Annotated in this window: 20 protein-coding genes; 9 read left to right on the forward strand and 11 right to left on the reverse strand. The window is 69.6% G+C overall.

The features are described from left to right. Positions 1-235: 235 nt before the first annotated feature. The gene (locus DIE13_RS25775; protein WP_175752004.1) at positions 236-511 is read right to left on the reverse strand and encodes a hypothetical protein; all 276 of its coding nucleotides are present in this window, start codon (positions 509-511) and stop codon (positions 236-238) included. Here DIE13_RS25775 and DIE13_RS25780 point away from each other — a divergent pair. Next, entirely contained in the window at positions 504-1,055 is a 552-nt protein-coding gene (locus tag DIE13_RS25780; protein ID WP_175752003.1) for a GNAT family N-acetyltransferase, read from the forward strand. The two genes, DIE13_RS25775 and DIE13_RS25780, sit on opposite strands and share 8 nt — an antisense overlap. A gap of 57 nt (positions 1,056-1,112) precedes the next feature. Here DIE13_RS25780 and DIE13_RS25785 read toward each other — a convergent pair whose 3' ends face one another. Next, entirely contained in the window at positions 1,113-1,523 is a 411-nt protein-coding gene (locus tag DIE13_RS25785; RefSeq protein ID WP_124829918.1) for a VOC family protein, read from the reverse strand. A gap of 150 nt (positions 1,524-1,673) precedes the next feature. Between DIE13_RS25785 and DIE13_RS33030 the strand changes: the two genes are divergently transcribed. Together DIE13_RS33030 and DIE13_RS25790 are read left to right on the forward strand one after the other, a co-directional pair. Beyond that, positions 1,674-1,841, forward strand: a complete 168-nt coding sequence (locus tag DIE13_RS33030) for a hypothetical protein (RefSeq protein WP_175751999.1) — start codon at positions 1,674-1,676, stop codon at positions 1,839-1,841. A gap of 161 nt (positions 1,842-2,002) precedes the next feature. Continuing rightward, positions 2,003-2,386: a hypothetical protein gene (locus tag DIE13_RS25790; RefSeq protein WP_124829919.1), complete on the forward strand. Its 384-nt coding sequence runs from the start codon at positions 2,003-2,005 to the stop codon at positions 2,384-2,386. A 106-nt stretch (positions 2,387-2,492) separates the two neighbouring features. Here the strand turns inward: DIE13_RS25790 and DIE13_RS25795 are convergent, their stop codons facing one another. From DIE13_RS25795 to DIE13_RS25805, 3 genes are all read right to left on the reverse strand, one after another. Further along, positions 2,493-3,263: an ABC transporter substrate-binding protein gene (locus tag DIE13_RS25795; protein WP_124829920.1), complete on the reverse strand. Its 771-nt coding sequence runs from the start codon at positions 3,261-3,263 to the stop codon at positions 2,493-2,495. Positions 3,264-3,406: 143 nt separating this feature from the next. Then, the gene (locus DIE13_RS25800; protein ID WP_124829921.1) at positions 3,407-4,636 is read right to left on the reverse strand and encodes a cyanate transporter; all 1,230 of its coding nucleotides are present in this window, start codon (positions 4,634-4,636) and stop codon (positions 3,407-3,409) included. 176 nt (positions 4,637-4,812) lie between these two features. Next, a complete protein-coding gene (locus DIE13_RS25805) occupies positions 4,813-5,655 on the reverse strand; it encodes a helix-turn-helix transcriptional regulator (RefSeq protein WP_124829922.1) in 843 nt (280 codons plus the stop codon). Between the two features lie 96 nt (positions 5,656-5,751). Here DIE13_RS25805 and DIE13_RS25810 point away from each other — a divergent pair, with 96 nt between their 5' ends. Then, positions 5,752-6,645 carry an SDR family oxidoreductase gene (locus DIE13_RS25810; RefSeq protein ID WP_124829923.1) on the forward strand — a complete coding sequence of 298 codons (894 nt, stop codon included), beginning with the start codon at positions 5,752-5,754 and terminating at the stop codon, positions 6,643-6,645. A 31-nt stretch (positions 6,646-6,676) separates the two neighbouring features. Here the strand turns inward: DIE13_RS25810 and DIE13_RS25815 are convergent, their stop codons facing one another. The 3 genes from DIE13_RS25815 to DIE13_RS25825 form a co-directional block, all read right to left on the reverse strand. Next, on the reverse strand, positions 6,677-8,053 hold the full coding sequence (locus tag DIE13_RS25815; RefSeq protein ID WP_124829924.1) for an FAD-containing oxidoreductase: 1,377 nt from the start codon (positions 8,051-8,053) through the stop codon (positions 6,677-6,679). 184 nt (positions 8,054-8,237) lie between these two features. After that, complete coding sequence (locus DIE13_RS25820) at positions 8,238-8,837, reverse strand: hypothetical protein (RefSeq protein ID WP_261323825.1); 600 nt, start codon at positions 8,835-8,837, stop codon at positions 8,238-8,240. Next, complete coding sequence (locus tag DIE13_RS25825) at positions 8,837-9,301, reverse strand: GNAT family N-acetyltransferase (RefSeq protein ID WP_124829925.1); 465 nt, start codon at positions 9,299-9,301, stop codon at positions 8,837-8,839. Before DIE13_RS25825 ends, DIE13_RS25820 begins: the two co-directional genes overlap by 1 nt. Positions 9,302-9,453: 152 nt before the next feature. Here DIE13_RS25825 and DIE13_RS25830 point away from each other — a divergent pair, with 152 nt between their 5' ends. From DIE13_RS25830 to DIE13_RS25850, 5 genes are all read left to right on the forward strand, one after another. Then, positions 9,454-10,092, forward strand: coding sequence for a LysE family translocator (locus tag DIE13_RS25830; RefSeq protein ID WP_096500028.1), 639 nt, complete (start codon positions 9,454-9,456; stop codon positions 10,090-10,092). 398 nt (positions 10,093-10,490) lie between these two features. Next, positions 10,491-11,246 (forward strand): DUF3348 domain-containing protein, encoded by a 756-nt coding sequence (locus tag DIE13_RS25835; RefSeq protein ID WP_124829926.1) that lies wholly within the window; start codon positions 10,491-10,493, stop codon positions 11,244-11,246. Positions 11,247-11,256: 10 nt separating this feature from the next. Next, positions 11,257-14,064 carry a DUF802 domain-containing protein gene (locus tag DIE13_RS25840; RefSeq protein WP_124829927.1) on the forward strand — a complete coding sequence of 936 codons (2,808 nt, stop codon included), beginning with the start codon at positions 11,257-11,259 and terminating at the stop codon, positions 14,062-14,064. 3 nt (positions 14,065-14,067) lie between these two features. After that, positions 14,068-14,712 (forward strand): OmpA family protein, encoded by a 645-nt coding sequence (locus tag DIE13_RS25845; RefSeq protein WP_124829928.1) that lies wholly within the window; start codon positions 14,068-14,070, stop codon positions 14,710-14,712. After that, positions 14,709-15,353 (forward strand): DUF2894 domain-containing protein, encoded by a 645-nt coding sequence (locus DIE13_RS25850; protein ID WP_124829929.1) that lies wholly within the window; start codon positions 14,709-14,711, stop codon positions 15,351-15,353. The genes DIE13_RS25845 and DIE13_RS25850 overlap by 4 nt, the downstream gene beginning before the upstream one ends. A 9-nt stretch (positions 15,354-15,362) precedes the next feature. Here the strand turns inward: DIE13_RS25850 and DIE13_RS25855 are convergent, their stop codons facing one another. The 3 genes from DIE13_RS25855 to DIE13_RS25865 form a co-directional block, all read right to left on the reverse strand. Further along, positions 15,363-15,935: an NADPH-dependent FMN reductase gene (locus DIE13_RS25855; protein ID WP_124829930.1), complete on the reverse strand. Its 573-nt coding sequence runs from the start codon at positions 15,933-15,935 to the stop codon at positions 15,363-15,365. A gap of 284 nt (positions 15,936-16,219) precedes the next feature. Next, on the reverse strand, positions 16,220-17,503 hold the full coding sequence (locus tag DIE13_RS25860; RefSeq protein ID WP_124829931.1) for an isoprenylcysteine carboxylmethyltransferase family protein: 1,284 nt from the start codon (positions 17,501-17,503) through the stop codon (positions 16,220-16,222). Between the two features lie 123 nt (positions 17,504-17,626). Beyond that, positions 17,627-18,838 (reverse strand): collagen-like triple helix repeat-containing protein, encoded by a 1,212-nt coding sequence (locus tag DIE13_RS25865; protein WP_124829932.1) that lies wholly within the window; start codon positions 18,836-18,838, stop codon positions 17,627-17,629. Between the last annotated feature and the right edge of the window lie 260 nt (positions 18,839-19,098).

Below are 19,098 nucleotides of genomic sequence, written 5' to 3' on the forward strand. Positions count from 1 at the left end.
AACGCCGTGAAGTTCGCGACGGCAGTATGAACGAAGCCCGGTCTGGCGGCGGGCTTTTGATTTCCGGCCCGTAGCGCCGTTCGCGATTTGGATAAGCGGCCCCTCCCCAGCAGCCTGAAATTCCGAGTCGGCCATGTTCGCGCAGATCGGTCGCAGGTCAACATCCGCGAACGTCTGCGATTCCGCAATGGTGTTTGTCGTCGTCTCGGCGACGGTGGTTTGGTTTCCCATTTCCTCAAGATTCCAGCGCGTCGATCGCGTGCCGGTATGCGGGGAACAGCACGGCCGCCTTCGCGCGCAGTTCGGAGAAACAGCCGACCGCGGGATTCATCGCCATCCGCGATGGATCGATGCCGGACACCGGGCTGACCGTCGCCGGATCGGCGGCCGCGCGGTTGACACGCGCCGACGGATTGCCGACAGTGCTCGACAGCGTGGCTCGAGCATGAGCACGCTGCCGGATCTTCACGATGAAAACCGACAACAGGAACGGAGCGGTTGCAATGAGCAAGACAACAGGTTCGACCGATGCCGTCAACTACCGGCTCGCGACGCAACACGACGTCGATGCGCTGGTCGAACTGATCAACGCGGCCTACCGTCCCGCTGCCGGCGCGGCCGGATGGACGCACGAAGCGGCGCTCGTCGATGGCGCGCGCATCGGGCCGGTGCAACTTCTCGAAACGTTGCAGGCGCAGGATTCGGTATTGATCGTCGCGGCGACGCGCGGCGCGCTGGCCGGATGCATAGAAGTGCGCGCGAACGACGACACCGCGTATATCGGCACGCTGGCCGTATCGCCCTCCGCGCAGGATCGCGGGCTCGGCAAGGGGTTGTTGAACGAGGCCGAGCAATTCGCGAGTCGCCGCTGGCATCTCGCGAAGGCGGTCATGACAGTGTTGTCGGCGCGCCGTGAACTGATCGATTTCTACCTGCGACGAGGCTATGTGCGAACGGGGCACGTGACGGGGTACCCGATAAACGCAGGCGTCGGTATTCCACGCGACGCCGGCCTGACCATCGAGACGCTGACTAAAAGCATTCAGCCGGATTGATGAAACCCGGTGGCGACGTGGAGGTTGAAAGCTGTCCGCAGCTTGCCGGATCATCGACTACCCGCCGTCGGCCAGCCGCGCACGTATCTCGTCGACCGACAGATCGCGCCGGTGCGTCGCAATCTGCCAGATGTTCCCCCACGCATCCTTCACCATCGCTCGCCGGTCGCCGTACGGCATGTCGGCCGGCGCTTCGAGCGACACGGCGCTGGCCGCGACGGCACGCCGATAGGTCGCATCGACGTCCTCGACATAGACGTACAGAAACGCCGCCATCGGATCGCGGAGCCCGTCGCCGCCGCTGACCATCACGACCGAATCGCCGATCCTGATTTCGGCCGGCAGTCCCGCGCGGCATTCGCCCTGCGCCGGAAACACCGCTTTGATGAAGTCGACGAGATTTTTCGGATCGCTTACGACGATACGCGGCGTAACGGTATGCCACCCGTCGGGCTGGAACTTGATCATGGCGAACCCCCTCTGACGGATGTGCGCGAGGGTATTGTCCTCCGGGACCGGATAGCGCGCAGCGCGGCATCAGGCGCCACCGGCGTGGCTTGCCGAGGCAGGCCGCCGCCAACGTCGTGGCCCTCTCCGGTCCGGCCAGTCAGGAGCAACATGATGCTGATCGTTTTCTTTGTCGCCGCCTTTTTCGGGATCGTTGTGGCCATGTCCCGCGGCGTGTCCCGCAAGGCGGACGCGAGGCTGCGCGCGCAATACGATGCCGAGGGCGCGCGCGGCGACGTGTCGCGCCAGTTGATGCGCAATGCCGGCTACGACGTCTGAGCGCCCGTGTCCGGTCGAACGCGCCGCGTGGCGCAAGGCGATCGCAAGCTGCGACGATGCGCCGACCGGCATGCCGGGCCGACGCACCGGCACGGCCAATGCGGATGGTTGAGCGCCGACGGACATGCTAGGATTTCCGTCAAACAACTTCGGAGACTGCCATGCCGTTCATCTGCGAAAACGTTGAATGCCGTGCCGTGCTGGCTCGAGGGCAGGTCAGGTCCCGCCAGGAGGACCCGGGCTGGTGCTTCTACTGCCCGGACTGCAAGACGAGGAACGCGTTGAAGGATATCGGCGCAGTCGGCGGCCCTGTCGAGCTGGTCCAGCCCGAGGGCACCAGTCTGCCGCACCGGATCATCGCGGTGGCCCGACCGCTGGACGACGGCAGATATGCGGCGCAGCTGCGCGTGCAGCGCGCGCTCGCGGTGAAGGGAACCTACGCGGCCGAAGAGCACTGGGACGAGCTTGGCGTCTTCCCCGATGCACAAGAGGCCGTCGCGCATGCGAAGTCGTTTGCAACGAATTTGCTGGCGACGGCGGCGTAATGCACGGCCGCACGGCCTCGACGGCTCGACTACCTGAAACGACGAACGAAGAAGCGGCGTCGTGCGTGCGCGCACGACGCCGCTCGGCGTCTTCCGCTCGCGTTCGTCAGTTGTAAATATCGAACGAGAAATACTTCTTCGCGATCCGCTGATACGTACCGTCCTGAATCAGGCTCGCGAGCGCCTGGTTGATTTGCATGCGCAGCGCATCGTCGTCCTTGCGCATGCCGATCGCCGAGCCGACGCCCAGCGTCTTCGGATCGTGCAGCGCAGGCCCCGCGAACGCGAAGTTCGCGCCCTTCGGCGTCTTCAGGAAACCGAGGTCCGCCTGTACCGACGATTGCAGCGATGCGTCGAGCCGCCCCGACAGCAGGTCCTGGTAGACGAGATCCTGCGTCTGGTACGTGCGCACGATCACGCCCTTCGGTTCCCAGTACGTGCGCGCATAGGTTTCCTGCGTCGTACCCTGCTCGACGCCGACGCTCTTGCCGGCCAGCGACGCGGGCGTCGGCTGCAGGTTCGAGCCGCGCCGCGCGACGAGCCGCGGCGGCACGTTGTTGATCTTGTCCGTGAACGCGATCTGCGCGAGGCGCTTCTCCGTCACGCTCATCGACGACAGCACGCCGTCGAACTTGCGCGCCTTCAGCGCGGGGATCATCCCGTCGAACGCATTCTCGACCCACACGCAGCGCACCTTCATGCGTTCGCAGATCGCGTTGCCCAGGTCGATGTCGAAGCCGACGAGCTTGCCGTCGGGCGCGAGCGATTCGAACGGCGCATAGCTGGGATCGACGCCGAGGCGCAGGACGGCAGGGTCCTTCGCGGCTGCGGCGCCTGCCGTCAGCGCGAGCGCGACGGCCATGACGAGCTTTTTCATGGTTGTCTCCATTTACCGGCTGGTTTTGTTTGAGGTGAAGCGATACTGCGGCCGATTGGCGTGACCGCCCGCGCCCGGCCGTGCAGCGGGCGGTGGCCGGTCGCCGGACGATGCCGGCGTCCGTCCGGGTCAGGGAATCCGGTTCAGTGCGAGGCGCCGGTGATGCGCGCCATGCTGCGCCGGTAGCCGGCAGGGGAGAACGTCGCGTTCAACGCGGCCATCGAGGCGATCACGCCGATGTGCATCCACCACGCGACCGCGAAGCCGCCGCCCGCGTCGCGCAGCCAGCCGATCAGCCAGGGGCTCGACGCGACGGTCAGGAAGCCGATGCCCTGCACGAACGCGGCGAGCGCACCAGCGAGCCGCGCATCCGGCAGGTGGTCGAGCGTGACGATCAGGCTCATCGAGAAGAAGCCGCCGAGCCCGAGGCCGGCGCTCGCGACCCACGCCCACGGCGCGAGTGCAGGCATCGTCGCGAAGCCGACGAAGCCGGCCGTCTGCAGCGCGAGCGTGAGCCACAGCACCGGGCGGCGATCGTGCGCCCGTTTCGCGAGCATCGGCATCGCGAGCGCGCCGGCCGCCTGGAACAGCGCCATCCACGCGAGCAGGTTGCCGCTCGCCTGCGGGCTCATGCCGACGTTGCGATAGAACGCGGGCAGCCACGCGACCAGGCTTGCGTAACCGCTGTTGCTGAGGCCGAAGAACAGCGCGAGCTGCCATGCGCGCGGAATCCGCGCGAACGCGGCGACGGGCGCCGATACCGCTGCCGCATGCGCGGTGTCGTGCGGCGCCTTCGCGCGCCACAGCGCGAGCGTGACGAGGGCGGGCACGGCCCACACGGCGAGCGACAGATGCCAGCCGCCGTGCGCGGCGAGCCAAGGGCTCGCGACCGCGCCGAATGCGCCGCCGCCGACCAGCGCGGCCGAATAGAGGCCCATCGCGAGCGGCAGCCGGTCGACGAACCAGCGTTTCGCGAGGCCCGGCGCGAGCGACTGGACCACCGCGACGCCCGCGCCGGCGGCGATCGCCGTGACGATCAGCCCGGTGCTGCTGCCCGTCCACAGGCGGGCGGTGCAACCGGCGGCGATCAGCGCCAGCGCGCCGGTCAGCGCGCGCTGTTCGCCGATGCGGCGCGCCAGCCCGACGCCGATGCCGGCCACGACGCCCATCAGCACGAACGGCAGCGTGGTCAGCAGCGCGGCCGCGCGAAAGCCGAGGCCCGTGTCGGCGCGCACGAGGTCGAGCACGGGGCCGAACGCGGTCAGGAACGGACGCAGGTTGAGGCCGGCCAGCACCAGCAGCGCGAGCGCGCCATAGGACGCGGAAGCTGCGTGCGGGCGGGGAACGGCTTGGGCGGTGCCAGGGTCGGTCAACGGAATGCTCCAGGGTGGGCCGCAGGCCCTGTGATGCGATGCCGAAAGGGTAAAGGCGCGCCCCGCCAGGGGAAAATTAAATATTCGACTGGGTATCAGTGCGGAATGCGATGGATTGGCGCGGTGTTACGGGGCCGGATGGAAGCGGCCCGCGGGGCGTGCGGTTTCGCGCGGCGCTATGCGGCAGGGGCCTGCTTCCGCGCCGCGACGAGCGTCTGGATCCGCGCACGATCGGCCGCCGACGCGGGCGTGAAGATCACGAGGCTCAGGTCCGGGCGGCCGGTCACCGAGAATGCGGAGTATTCGAGCGCGATCCGGCCGGCCTGCGGATGACGGATTTCCTTCGTGCCTTCGTCGTGCGAACGGATGTCGTGGTCGCGCCACATCGCGTCGAATTCGGCGCTCGTCGCGCGCATCTCGTCGACGAACGCCTGCACGGTCCGCGTCGCGCCGCCGCGTGCGATGTCGGCGCGAAACGCGCCCACCGCGAACCGCGCGACGCGCTCCCAGTTCGGCTGCGCGTCGCGCACGCCGGCGTCGACGAAGATCAGCCGCAGGATGTTGCGCGCGGGCGGCGGCAGCGTCGCGTAGTCGGTCAGCGTCGCGGCTGCCGCGTCGTTCCATGCGACGACGTCCCACGTCGCGGTACGCATGATCGCGGGGCTCGCGTCGAGCGAATCGAGCACGTGCTGCAGGCGCGGCGTCACGCTGCTGCTCGCGTGATAGCGCACCTCGGGCGGATGGCCGAGGCCGATCAGGAACAGATGCTCGCGCTCCGCGTCGTTGAGCAGCAGCGCGCGGGCGAGCCGGTCGAGCACGTCGGCGGACGGCGCGCCGCCGCGCCCCTGTTCGAGCCACGTGTACCACGCGGCGCTCACGTGCGCGCGCTGCGCGACTTCCTCGCGCCGCAGGCCCGGCGTGCGGCGGCGCGCGGCCGGCAGCCCGAGCGCCGCCGGGTCGAGTTTCTCGCGGCGGTCCCGAAGGTACGCGCCGAGCAGGTTGTCGGGTGCGTCTGCCATAGCCTGTTGGTTCGTTTACCGGTAAACCGTCACGTCTTCACTGCGCGCGGCGGTCGACAGATAGTAAGCCCTCCATTTCATCCGGAGGTGCTGAACATGCGTGTCTTTGTTACGGGGGCATCGGGGTTCGTCGGTTCCGCGGTCGTCGCCGAGTTGCTGGCGGCCGGGCATTCGGTGCTCGGCCTCGCGCGTTCCGACGCGGCCGCCGCGTCGGTCGCGGCCGCGGGCGCCGAAGTCCAGCGCGGATCGCTGGAAGATCACGACAGCCTGACGCGCGGTGCGCAAGCCGCCGACGCGGTCATCCACACGGGATTCAATCACGACTTCTCGCGCTTCGCGGAAAACTGCGAACTCGACCGCCGCGCGATCGAAACGATCGGCGACGTGCTCGCGGGCTCGGCGCGTCCGTTGATCGTGACGTCGGGTCTCGCGCTCGTCGCGCCCGGCCGCGCGGCGACCGAGGACGATCCGCACGTGCCGGTGTCGGCGGTCTATCCGCGGGCGTCGGAGGCGACGGCGGTCGCGCTGCACGCGCGCGGCGTGCATGCGTCGGTCGTGCGGCTGCCGCCGTCCGTGCATGGCGACGGCGATCACGGCTTCGTGCCGCGCCTGATTGCTTTCGCGCGGGAAAAGGGCGCATCGGTCTACGTCGGCGACGGCGGCAACCGCTGGCCGGCCGTGCATCGGCTCGATGCGGCGCGCGTGTACCGGCTCGCGGTCGAACGCGGTGCGGCCGGTGCGCGCTATCACGCGGTCGACGATACGGGGGTGCCGTTCCGCGAGATCGCGGCAGTGATCGGCCGCAGGCTCGACGTCCCGGTGGTCGCGAAATCGGCGGAGCAGGCCGGCGAACACTTCGGCTGGTTCGCGATGTTCGCGGGGATGGATGCGCCCGCAACGAGCGAGCGCACGCGTGCGTGGCTCGACTGGGCACCGCGGCAGCCGGGCCTGGTCGCCGACATCGACCGGCCGCGGTATTTCGAAGGCTGACGGGGCGCGCGCGAGCCGCCTGTCGCTGTCGTCACCCGACCGGATGCAGATCCTGCAGCAACGTCGGCACGAGCTCCGACACGGTCGGGTGGATGTGCATCGCGCGGCTGATCGTCGTATACGGCGCGCCCGCGGCCGTCACGTCGAGCATCCCGTGGATGACTTCGTCGCCCGTCACGCCGAGGATCGCCGCGCCGAGAATCGCGTGACTGTCCGCGTCGACGATCACCTTCATGAAGCCCTGGCTCTCGCCTTTTTCGACGGCACGGCCCACGCGCGTCATCGGGCGCGTGCCGGCCAGCAGCCGACGGCCGGTCTGCCTCGCTTCCGCAAGTGTCATGCCGATGCGGGCGAGCGGCGGATCGATGTACATCGCGTACGCGGCGATGCGATCGGATACCTTGCGCGGATCGCCGTCGAGCAGGTTGGCCGCGACGATCTCGTAGTCGTTGTACGCGGTGTGCGTGAACGCGCCGCGCCCGTTGCAGTCGCCGAGCGCCCAGATGCCGGGCACGCTGGTGCGCAATTGTTCGTCGACTGTGATGTAGCCGCGCGCATCGGTCGCGACACCGGCCCGCTCGAGCCCGAGATCGTCGGTGTTCGGCACGCGGCCGACCGCGAGCAGCAGATGCGAGCCCGCGACTTCGCGGCCGCCGCCCGTGCAGTCGAGACCGACCACGATGCCGTCGCCGTCACGCCGCGCGTTCAGGCAGTTCGCGTCGAGCTGCACGTCGATGCCTTCGTTCGCGAGAATCTCGCGCACCGCTTGCGATACGTCCTCGTCCTCGCGATGGATCAGCCGCGCGCCCTTCTCGACGATCGTGACCTGCGAGCCGAAGCGGCGATACATCTGGCCGAATTCGAGCCCGACGTAGCTGCCGCCGATGATCACGAGATGCTCGGGCAGGAAGTCGACGTCCATCATCGTCGAGTTGGTCAGGTACGGCACCGAGTCGAGCCCCGGCATCTGCGGAATCTGCGCGCGCCCGCCGACGTTGACGAAGATGCGGTTCGCCTCGAGCAGCGCGTCGCCCACGCGCACCGCGTCGGCGCGCTCGAAGCGGGCATGGCCCTGAAATACGGTCGTGTTGTCGAGCCCGCGTACCCATTGCTCGACGCCGTGGTTCGAGCGGCCGGAAATCCGGTCCTTGCGCGCCTTCACGGCTTTCATGTCGACGCTCACGGGGCCGGCCGACACGCCGTATTCTTCGGCGCGCCGGGCGAGCTGCGCGGCGTAAGCGCTCGCGATCAGCGTCTTGGTCGGGATGCAGCCGGTGTTGACGCAGGTGCCGCCGAAGCGGCCGCGCTCGACGATCGCGACTTTCATGCCGGCGCCGGCGAGCCGCGCGGCGAGCGGCGGCCCGGCCTGCCCGGTGCCGATGACGATCGCGTCGAAGTGTTGCGTCATGACGTCCTCCTGCGCGGGTTCAACGTGGGAAGGGGGCGTGCGCAAGCCGCATGCCGCGCCGGCGCGCCCGAACGGCGACGAGCGCCTATGGTAGACCCGTTGGCGTGCGCTCGCGAGTGCGGCGCGGCGGGGACGTATCGCGTTGAAGGAAGGCGCCGGCATTACAACGCGCCGCGCGCAGTCTTCATTCCTTGCGTTGCCACTGGCTGAACGACACCGGCCGGTGCGCATCGGCGCGCACCGAGCTGACGAAATCGGGCTTGTCGGGCTCGAGCGGGAACGATTCGGTGTAGATCTGGCTGGCGAACACCCAACCATGCGTGCGCGGGTCGTAGCGGAACGTCACGTAGTCGCTCCAGTGCTGCCCGCACGCGACGTCGTTCTGCACCGTGAAATAGCGCCCCTTCACCGCGATCCCGCCGTCGGCGGCGTCTTCCGGATCGAACGGGTCGCACTGCAGCGCGTCGTTCGCGTGGAGCACGACGCTGTCGTTGCGCGCGGTGAGCCGGTACGTGTGGTCGGCCTGTTCCTCGTAGATGAGCAACGGGCGCGGCGACGGCCGCTCGCGCGTATCCACCGCGCGATGCACGACGACGAGCAGGCTGTGCCGCCCGTCGGCGAGCGCCGGCCCCGTCTGCGCGACGAACGGCAGGTAGCCGGCCGGCAGTTGCGCGGCGACCGACGGCGGCAGTGGCGGGGCCGCGTGTGCATGGCAGCACCACGCGGCGAAAAACGGAACGAGAGCCCGGCGAACCGCCGCGGCCGGCGCGCGCACCGCACCCATCACAGAGCCTTGCCGAGAAATTCGGTGCCCGGCACCGGATTGAACGCGACGGGCGGCGCGGGCGTGAAGCCGAGCGATGCATACAGTTGCCTTGCAGCGACGAACTCGGGCAGCACGTCGAGACACATCCGCGCATAGCCGGCCGCCTTCGCATCGTGCAGCAGCCGTTCGACGAGCTGGCGGCCGACGTTCAGTCCGCGCGCTTCGGGACGCACGTACACGCGCTTCATCTCGCACGTTGCCGCGTCGATTTCGCGAAACGCCGCGCAACCGACCGCGCGCTCGCCGTGCCACGCGAGCAGCAGTTGCCCGCGCGGCGTCGCGTATTTGCCCGGCAGCGCGGCGAGCTCGGGCTCGTAGTCCTGGAACGCGAGGCTGACGGCGGGGCTTGCGATGTACTCGCGGAAGATCGCTTCGACGGCGGCGGCATCGTCCGGATAGCGGGCGGCGCGGATCTCGATCATGGCGGCGGTGCGGGAGGGCGGGAACGGCAGCCAGCATAACAGCGCGCGGACGCTTTCGGTGGTCCGCGAAGCGTGCCAGAATCATCGGCCTCACCGTCGGGAAACGACGCGCAGGCGCCGGCGCATCGGCGTCACTGTTCCAGGAGACTTCGATGACTGCATCGGCTGCCGTACTCGCCATTCTGGCCGCGCTGTGGCTTGGCGCGATGATTCCGGGCCCGAGCTTCGTGCTGGTGGCCCGCAACTCGATCGGGCTGTCGCGCCGCGACGGGCTTGCCACCGCGCTCGGCATGGGCGTCGGCGGGATCGCGTTTGGCGGCGTCGCGCTGGCCGGGCTCTACACGCTGCTGCAGGCGGTCGAATGGCTGTACGTGGGGCTCAAGCTGGCGGGCGGCGCGTATCTGATCTACATGGCGTCGAAGATCTGGCGCGGCGCCGACCGGCCGATCGCGATGGACGATCCGCAGGCCGGCGTCGCCGGCAGCGCGCGCAAGTCGTTCTGGACGGGCCTCACGACCCAGCTGAGCAACCCGAAGACGGCCATCTGGTACGGCAGCATCTTCGCCGCGCTCCTGCCGCAGCATCCGCCGCTGTGGTGCTACCTGGCGCTGCCGCCGCTCGTGTTCGGCGTCGAATTCGGCTGGTACACGATCGTCGCGCTGTGCTTCTCCACGCGCCGTCCGCGCGAGCTCTACCTGCGCGCGAAGAAGTGGGTCGACCGCGTCGCGGCCGGCGCGATCACGTTGCTCGGGTTGCGGCTGATCCTGAACGCGCCGAAGGCGGGCATCTGACGGACGGCGACGGCGGTATCGCCGGGCGGATGCCCGGTTTGTTTCATGGCCGATGACGTGCCCGGCAAGCCCCCCGCCGCGGCGGCCTGCCTCGGGCACGCATCTCCCCGGCGGGTGCCGCGCGGGCGTCGCACGCGGGTGACCGAATCCTGATTCAGCGAACGTCGCCGGCCATGCCGACCGTGGGCCGCGGCGATAGCGGAGCAGTTTCGGCAGGCGGCCATCGGCGTCGCCTGCATCGCACCGGCACACTCCACACCCCCACCGTCGACCCGCGAGCCTTGTGCGGCGGGCATTCGCGCCCGTTGCGCGGTATGCCGAATCCGGCCGCTTCCCCGATTCTGGCGGTCGACCTCCCGACGACGTGTAAACTGCTGCCTTTTTTGACGGTTTGCAGCATGGTGCAAGCTCCCCCGCGCCCGGCGCTGAGCGGTCCGACGCTCGTCCGGCTGCTCGCGCGCCTGACCGATGCCGACGTCGCGGAATCACGGCAGACGCTGTCGGACCGCCTGAGCCAGTGGCTTGGCTGGACCGACGCGATCACGTTGTCGTCCGCGCTCAGTGCGAGCCCGCCCGGCGTCGCGGCCGGCGTGCGTGGTTACGACGCCGAGCGCGACTGCGCGCGCGTGCGCCACGAACTCGCGCAGGCGATCACGACCGCCAATCGCCCGCGCACGCGGCGGCGCCCCGGCGAGATGCCGCCGCCACCTGCCGACACGGCCGATTTCGCGGACTTCCGTCAACGCTGTCTGTCCCTGCAACAGGAGATGGAGACCGCGATCGGCCAGTTGCGCGGCCGCCTGCGGGTCGCGCTCGCCGCGCGCTCGTCCGGAATGGCGCGGCTCGCGGCGCTCGACGCGATCATGGAACGCGTGCTCGGCGCCCGCGAGCGCAGCTTGCTGTCCGCCGTGGCCGCGCTGCTCGGCACGCGTTTCGAGCGGCTGCGCGACGCGGAGCGGCAGGCGCTCGCCGCTGCGCAGGCAGCGGCCGATGGCGATGGTGCGGCCGCGGCCGATGTGCCGTCCGCCGCGGCGATCGTGCCCGGCACGTGGCTCGACACGTTCCGCGACGAGATGCAAGGCATCCTGCTCGCCGAACTCGAAGTCCGGTTTCAAACGGTAGACGGGCTGCTCGCGGCCCTTCGTACCTGCTAATCAATACGCTATGTCCAGAATTCGTCTCGATCTCGTTGTCTTCATCGCCGGCTTGCTCGCAGTGTGCTGGATCGGCGCCGGCTATGCCGCGTCGAACCCGCTCGCGGCGGCCGTCACGCTGCTGATCGGCGCGTGCTACGTCGCCGGTGCGTGGGAGCTGCAACGCTACCGCCAGGCGACCGCCACGCTGTCGCACGCGGTGGCCGGCCTGACCGAGCCGCCCGCCAGGCTCGACACGTGGCTCGATACGCTGCACCCGGGCCTGCGCGGCGCCGTGCGTGCACGTGTCGAGGGCGCGCGCGTCGCGCTGCCCGGCCCGGCGCTCACGCCGTATCTCGTCGGCCTGCTCGTGCTGCTCGGCATGCTCGGCACGCTGCTCGGGATGGTCGTCACGCTGAAGGGCACGGGCGCCGCGCTCGAAAGCGCGACCGATCTCGACGCGATCCGCGCATCGCTGATCGCGCCGGTGAAGGGGCTCGGGTTTGCGTTCGGCACGTCGATCGCCGGCGTGGCGACATCCGCGATGCTCGGCCTGTTGTCCGCGCTCGTGCGCCGCGAGCGGATCGACGCGGGCCAGCAGCTCGACGCGAAGATCGCGACGACGCTGCGCGTGCATTCGTCCGCGCACCAGCGCGACGAATCGTTCCGGCTGCTGCAGCGCCAGGCCGACGTGATGCCGGCGCTGGTCGACCGGCTGCAGACGATGATGGCGACGCTCGAGGCGCGCAGCGTTGCGCTGCACGACCGCCAGATCGAAAGCCAGCAGGCGTTCTTCGAGCGCACCGAGCGTGCGTATGCGGGCCTCGCGTCGAACGTCGGCGACGCATTGAAGGAGAGCGCGGCCGAAAGCGCGCGCGTGGCCGGGGCCGCGTTGCAGCCGGTCGTCGCGGCGACGATGACCGGGCTCGCGCAGGAGATGGCCGCGCTGCGCGACACCGTGACGGGCGCCGTGCAGCGCCAGCTCGACGGGCTGACCGACGGCTTCGAGAAGACCACCGGCGACGTGACGGCCGTCTGGAACCGCGCGATCGACGCGCAGCGCCGGGCCGGCGACGCCGTCGCGCAGCAGTTGCAGACGACGCTCGGCCAGTTCACCGACACTTTTGCACAGCGCTCGACGGACCTGCTCGACGGCGTCGCGACGCGCCTCGAATCGACCGAAACCCGCTTGTCCGATGCGTGGCGCGACGCGCTTGCACGTCAGGAGCAGGTCGGCGAGACGCTGGCCGGCCAGCATGCACGCGCGCTGGGCGAAGCCGCCGCGACGTTCGAGCGGCACTCGGGCGCGACGCTTGCGTCGATGCGCGAGTCGCATGCGGACCTGCAGACGCAACTGGCCGCACGCGACGAAGCGCGTCTGTCCGCGTGGAACGCTTCGCTTGCCGCGATGGCCGCGAAGCTCGGCGATGAGTGGCAGCGCGCCGGCGCGCATAGCGCAAGCCGTCAGCAGGAAATCTGCGACGCCCTCGCACAGACCACCCGCGAGCTGACCGCACAGGCGGCGACGTTCGAGCAACGCTCGAACGATTTGCTGTCGACGATCCGCGATTCGCATACGGGCCTGCAAACGCAACTCGCGGCGCGCGACGAAGAACGTCTGTCGACGTGGAACGCCTCGCTCGCGGAAATGGCGACAAAGCTTGGCGACGAATGGCAACGCGCAGGCGTGCATAGCGCAGGCCGTCAGCAGGAAATCTGCGACGCCCTCGCACAGACCACCCGCGAGCTGACCGCACAGGCCGCGACGTTCGAACAACGCTCGAACGACCTGCTGTCGACGATTCGCGATTCGCACACGGGCCTGCAAGCGCAACTGGCCGCACGCGACGAAGAACGTCTGTCGACGTGGAACGCCTCGCTCGCGGAAATGGCGACGAAGCTTGGCGACGAATGGCAACGCGCAGGCGTGCATAGCGCAGGCCGTCAGCAGGAAATCTGCGACGCCCTCGCGCAGACCACCCGCGAGCTGACCGCACAGGCGGCGACCTTCGAGCAACGCTCGAACGATTTGCTGTCGACGATCCGCGATTCGCACACGGGCCTGCAAGCGCAACTGGCCGCACGCGACGAAGAACGTCTGTCCGCCTGGAACGCCTCGCTCGCCGCGATGGCTGCCGCGCTGCGCGACGAATGGGCGCGGACGAGCGCGCAGGCCGAAACGCGCCAGCAGGACATCTGCGACACGCTGACCCGCACCGCGAACGACATCACCGCGCAGGCGCAGGTGCATGCGAGCGATACGATCAACGAAATCTCGCGCCTCGTGCAGGCTGCGTCGGAAGCACCGAAGGCCGCGGCCGACGTCGTCGCCGAGCTGCGCCAGCGCCTGTCCGACAGCATGGTGCGCGACACCGAGATGCTCGAGGAGCGCGGCCGCCTGCTCGCGACGCTCGAAACGCTGCTCGGCGCGGTCAACCACGCGTCGACCGAGCAACGCACCGCGATCGACGCACTCGTCAGCACGTCGGCCGATTTGCTCGATCGCGTCGGCGCGCGCTTCAACGACACCGTCGATGCCGAAACGCGCAAGCTCGATTCGGTCGCCGCGCAGGTGACGGCGGGCGCCGTCGAGGTCGCGAGCCTAGGCGATGCGTTCGGCGCGGCCGTGCAGGTATTCGGCGAGTCGAACGACAAGCTGCTGACCCATCTGCAGCGCATCGAGGCCGCGCTCGAGAAATCGCTCGCGCGCAGCGACGAGCAGCTCGAGTACTACGTCGCGCAGGCGCGCGAGGTGATCGACCTGAGCATGATGTCGCAGAAGCAGATCGTCGAAGACCTGCAGCATCTCGCCGGGCGGCGGGCATCGGTCGGAGCGTAACGCATGCACGACGAAATCGACGACGGCGCGCCTTCCGCGCCGGTGTGGCCCGCGTTCGCCGACCTGATGTCGGTGCTGCTCGGTGCGTTCGTGCTGATCCTCGTCGGCGTGATCGGCATGCAGCTGCAGCTCACGTCGAAGCTCGAGGAGGCCGTGCGTGCGCGTCAGCAGGAGGCGCAGCAGCGCAAGTCGCTCGAACAGGCGCTCGCCGGGCCGCTTGCGGCCGGCCGCGTGACGCTCGTGAACGGCCGCATCGGCATCAGCGGCAACGTGCTGTTCGCGCTGAATTCCGATCAGTTGCAGCCCGCGGGCAGCGATCTGCTGAAGACGCTGGCCGGCCCGCTGGCCGCGTACCTGAAGACGCGCGACGAGATCCTGATGATCAGCGGCTTCGCCGACGATCAGCAAGTGCGCGCCGGCAACCGCCAGTTCGCGGACAACTGGGAACTGTCGGCCAAGCGTGCGCTGACCGTCACGCGCGCGCTGATCGATGCGGGCGTGCCTGCATCGTCGGTGTTCGCGGCCGCGTTCGGTTCCGAACAGCCGGTCAGCTCGAACGCGGACGATGAAGGCCGCGCGAAGAACCGCCGCGTGGAAATCGCGCCGGTGCCGCGCAAGACCGCGTCGAACGGAGGGCGTGCGAAGTGACGGGCGACGCGACGCAGGTACGCGCAATGCTCGACGCCTGGCGCGAGCAGGGCGCCGATCGGCTCGACCCGGTGCGCTTCCATCGGCTCGACGCGCTCGAAAGGCGCGTGGCCGCGCTGGAAGGCGATGCGCGCGCGTTGCTCGATGCGCGTCTCGCGACGCTGCTGGACGGTTTTGCGGAGATCGTCGCGCGGGCCGACGACGCGGCGACTGCGTGCGAGAGTGTGCAAGCAACCGCGCAGATGCCCCCGCGCGGCGCGCTCGGCGGCCTCGTCGAGCGTCTCGCGCGCGATGCGCAGGCCGACCGGCGCGGACTCGATCCCGAACTGATCGACTACTTCCGCACGATATGGTCGAAGGTGCGCACCGAGCAGCAGTATCGCCAGTCGCTCGACCAGGTGCCGCGCAACGCGGGGCCGCTCAATTCGAACAGCCTCGTGCACCGGTCGCTCGCGACGATGCGCGAGCTGTCGCCGGAATACCTGCAGCAATTCCTGTCGTACATCGATGCGCTCGCGTGGCTCGAGGATCTGGCCGGCGGCGGCGCGCAACCCGAGAAGGAAGCGCCGCGCGCGAAGGCCGCGAAACCGGCGAAATCGCCGAAGCCGGCGCGCAAGACCACGCGCCCCAGGGCGCGATAACGCGCGTCGTCAGTTGCGTGGCGGCTGCATGTCGATCGCCGCGCGCAGCGCGTGCAACGCATCGGCCAGCGCCGATGCGAACGGCGGATGCGCGGCGATACCGGCCGCATCGAGCTGGCTGCCGAGGATCGGCAGCGCGATCGACGCAGGTTCGACGATGCGCGCCGACATCACCGACAGCGTCTCGCGCAGCGCCGCGTCCGCATGCGTTGCGCGCGGCGACGCATTCAATACCGCGACCGGCTTGTACACGACGGCTTCGCATCCGACGACCCAGTCCAGCGCATTCTTCATCACCCCCGTCACGCCGTGCGCGTATTCCGGGCTCGAGATCAGCACGCCGTCGGCGGCGTTCAGGCGCTCGATCAGGTCGCGGACCGCGGCCGGCGACGGAAATTCGGCATCGGGATTGAACAGCGGAAATTCGCCGAGGCGATCGAAGCGCGTGATGTGCATGCCGCGCGGTGCGACGCGCGCGGCCGCGTCGAGCAGCGCGGCGTTGTACGACTGCGCACGAAGGCTGCCGCACAACGCGACGATGTCGATGCGGCGCTCGGAATCGGTTCGGGGTTCGGTGGACATCGGAGAGCGTATCGGTTGGCGGAATGCGCGGCGGCGTCGCGCGGACCGGACGGATTATCGCATCGGTGCGCGCGCGGCGTGAGGCGCGGGGCGGGCTCGGGGCACGCGCTGTTCTACCGCGTCCGGAGCCCGAGCGTCGGCGGCACGGGTACGCTCGCGGTCCCTGCGTCGGCGTGGGCGTCGCAATCGCCGTGTCGAAGCGGCGCGACGGAGGGCGACGACGCGATGCCCAGCGTGTGTGTCGACCGTCCGGCCATTCGGTCATCCGGCCGCCCGTCGTCGCCTCACGCCGCCTGCCGCCCCCCGAACGCCTGCCTGATCCGCGCAAACAGCCCGTGCTGCGCGATCCATTCCGCATATGCGCGATAGTCCGGATCGCGCATCAGATGGCGTTCTTCCGTCTTCGCCCGCGTGTAGTAGATCAGGTTGATCGCGACGAGCCCCGCGCAGTGCATGAGCGCGACCTGCCAGCCGAGCGGCTCGACGAACGGCACCGATACCATCCAGTACGAAAGGTTCTTCGTGATGTACGCCGGATGCTTCGTGAAGCGGTACGGGCCCGACGTGATGATCCCGCGGTTCGTGAGGTTCGAGAAACGCAGCCCGAACGAGATCGTCGACAGCGCGTAGGTCATCAGCAGCAGGATGATCACCGCGCCCCAGATCACGCGCAGCGTCGGCGCGGACAGCAGCCAGTTGTCCCAGAACAGCGTGCCTTCGTAGCGGATGTAGTTGTTCGAGATCAGCGACCAGAACGGCTGATAGCACATCAGCGCGGCGACCCAACCGAGCGTGGTCGGCTCGACGGTGCGCACGTGGCTGTCGAGGATGCGGAACGTGCACAGGTAGCCGACGGTGCCGAACATCAGGTCCATCGTGAACGACAGGTCGTACAGGAACACGAAGGTCGCGAGCGTCATCGGCGCGTTCACCGCGTGCGCGAGCGAGGCGCTCAGGTGATCGGCGTCCTTCGACAGGTAGACGATCATCAGCGGCAGGAAGAACCCCTTCACGCCCCAGCCGGCGAGCATTTCGCGCACCGGCTGCCAGCTCGCGGGCTTCTCGCGGCGGAACAGGAAGCGGCCCCACAGCAGGTACGCGTCGTCGGTTTCGCGCTGGTGGCGATCCATCCACGCGAAATAGAACGGCGCGGCGACGATCACGTACGGCGCGAGCGAGCGCAGCAGCGACCAGAACGGCAGGTAGAACACGCCGTGATACTCGGGCAGCAGCCAGTAGATCGCGCCGATGCCGGCGTAGATCGACGCGAGCGCGCCGAGCCGCGTCGCGACGCGGGCCAGCGCGAGCGGGCGCACGGCCTGCCGCGACAGCCCGGCGCTCGGGCGCAGGTAGACGCGCGAGATGAAGATTTCGTGCAGCGCGATCGTGCCGATGATCGCGAGGCTCGCGATCACCGCGCGCGTGGCCGCGTCGAGCGTCGGGTGGTCGCGCGTGACCCACAGCGCGAAGAGCCCGGCCGTGATGCCGAGAAGGCCCGCGCGAAATGGCGTGGCGGAACGGGGCGGGCGGTCCTGGACCGCAGCGATGCCGTCGAGCGTGGAATTCATGATCGGATCCTCGTCGGGATATTGGCCGGCGTCCCCCGCTTCGGCGGGGTGACGCCGGCCGCTGGCCGGGCATTGGATTGGTATGCGCCCGGCCATTGGCCTGTGGTTCTGATACGTGAAGCGTTACTTCTTGGTGGTGCCGCCGAGCAGGCCGCCGAGCAGGTTCGTCACCGGCGACAGCAGGTTGGCCGCGCCGCCCGCAGCGCCGCCGTTCGAGCTGCCGGAGAGGCCGCCCGTGACGGTGCCGCTGCCGGCCGGCGTCGTCACCGTGCCGGTCGCGCCGCCGGGGCTGGCCGTCACGATGGCGCCCGCACCGCCGGCCGGCGTCGTGAGCGCACCGGTCAGCGTGCCGATCGGGCCGTTCGTCAGCGCGCCGCCGAGGCTGCCGGTCAGGCTGCCGCCCGGCGTCGTGACCGTGCCGGTGAGGCTTGCGCCGAGCGGCGTCAGCGCGTTGACGAGGTTGGTGACCGGCGCAAGCAGGCCGCCAACGCCCGAACCGCTGGTGCCGCTGCTTCCGCCCGTGCCGCTCGAACCGAGGCCGCCGAGCGCACCCGTCACCGAGCCGAGCAGGCCCGTAATCGGTGCGAGCGGGCCGCCGCTGGTGCCGCTCGTGCCGCCGGTGCCGCTCGAACCGAGGCCGCCGAGCCCGCCCGTCAGCGAACCGAGCAGGCCCGTGATTGGGGCGAGCGGGTTGGTGCCGCTGCTGGAACTGCCGCTGGTCAGCAGGCCGCCCGCCGACGTCACCGTGTTGCCGAGCTGGCCCACGTTGTTGCCGAGGCCGTCGCCTACCGGGTTGCCCGTGGCGCCGCCGATCTTCGAGCCGGCGAGGCCGAGGCCGCCGCCGAGCGCGCCCAGCAGGCCGCTGAGCGGGCCGCCGAGCATGGTCGCGTCGCCGAGCGTCTGCGTGACGCCAGGCGTCGTGACGCCGCCGGTCAGCGTGTTGGTGATCGGGTTGATCACCTTGCCGACCTGTGTCTCGAGTTGCTGGACCGGCGTGCTGTTCAGCGCGGTGTTCAGGCCCGATGCGGTCGAGTTGACCGCACCGCCGACCGTGTTGACGAGATCGCCGACGAGCGTCGTCACGGGCGAGAGCGGCGACAACGGGCCCGAGCCGAGGCTCTTCACTGCGTCGCCGAGGTTGTTGACGGCGCCGCCGGCGCCGGTCAGCAGGCCGGTGGTCGACGTCAGCGTCGGGCCGAGCGGGTTCGCCGACACGCCGATCGAGCCGAGGCCGGCCGCGACGCCGTTGCCGAGCGACTGCACGCCGTTGCCGAGGCTCGCGACCGCGTTGCCGACGCTGGTGGCCGTCGTCGGGTTCGTGCCGGGGATCTGCACGCCGCCGATTTGCGAGCCGCCGTTGACGACGGTCGTGCCCAGCGACGTGACGAGGTTGCCGGTTTTCTGGAGGACGTTGCCGAGCGGGGTGACGCCGGAGCCTGAAGTACCCGACGTGCCGGAAGTGCCGGAAGTACCCGAGGTGCCGGAAGTGCCCGACGTGCCGGAGGTGCCCGACGTTCCGGAGGTGCCCGAAGTGCCCGAAGTGCCCGAAGTGCCCGAAGTGCCGGAAGTGCCCGAAGTGCCCGAAGTGCCCGAAG

It is taken from the genome of Burkholderia sp. Bp9016, assembly GCF_003857765.1.
GTDB lineage: Bacteria > Pseudomonadota > Gammaproteobacteria > Burkholderiales > Burkholderiaceae > Burkholderia.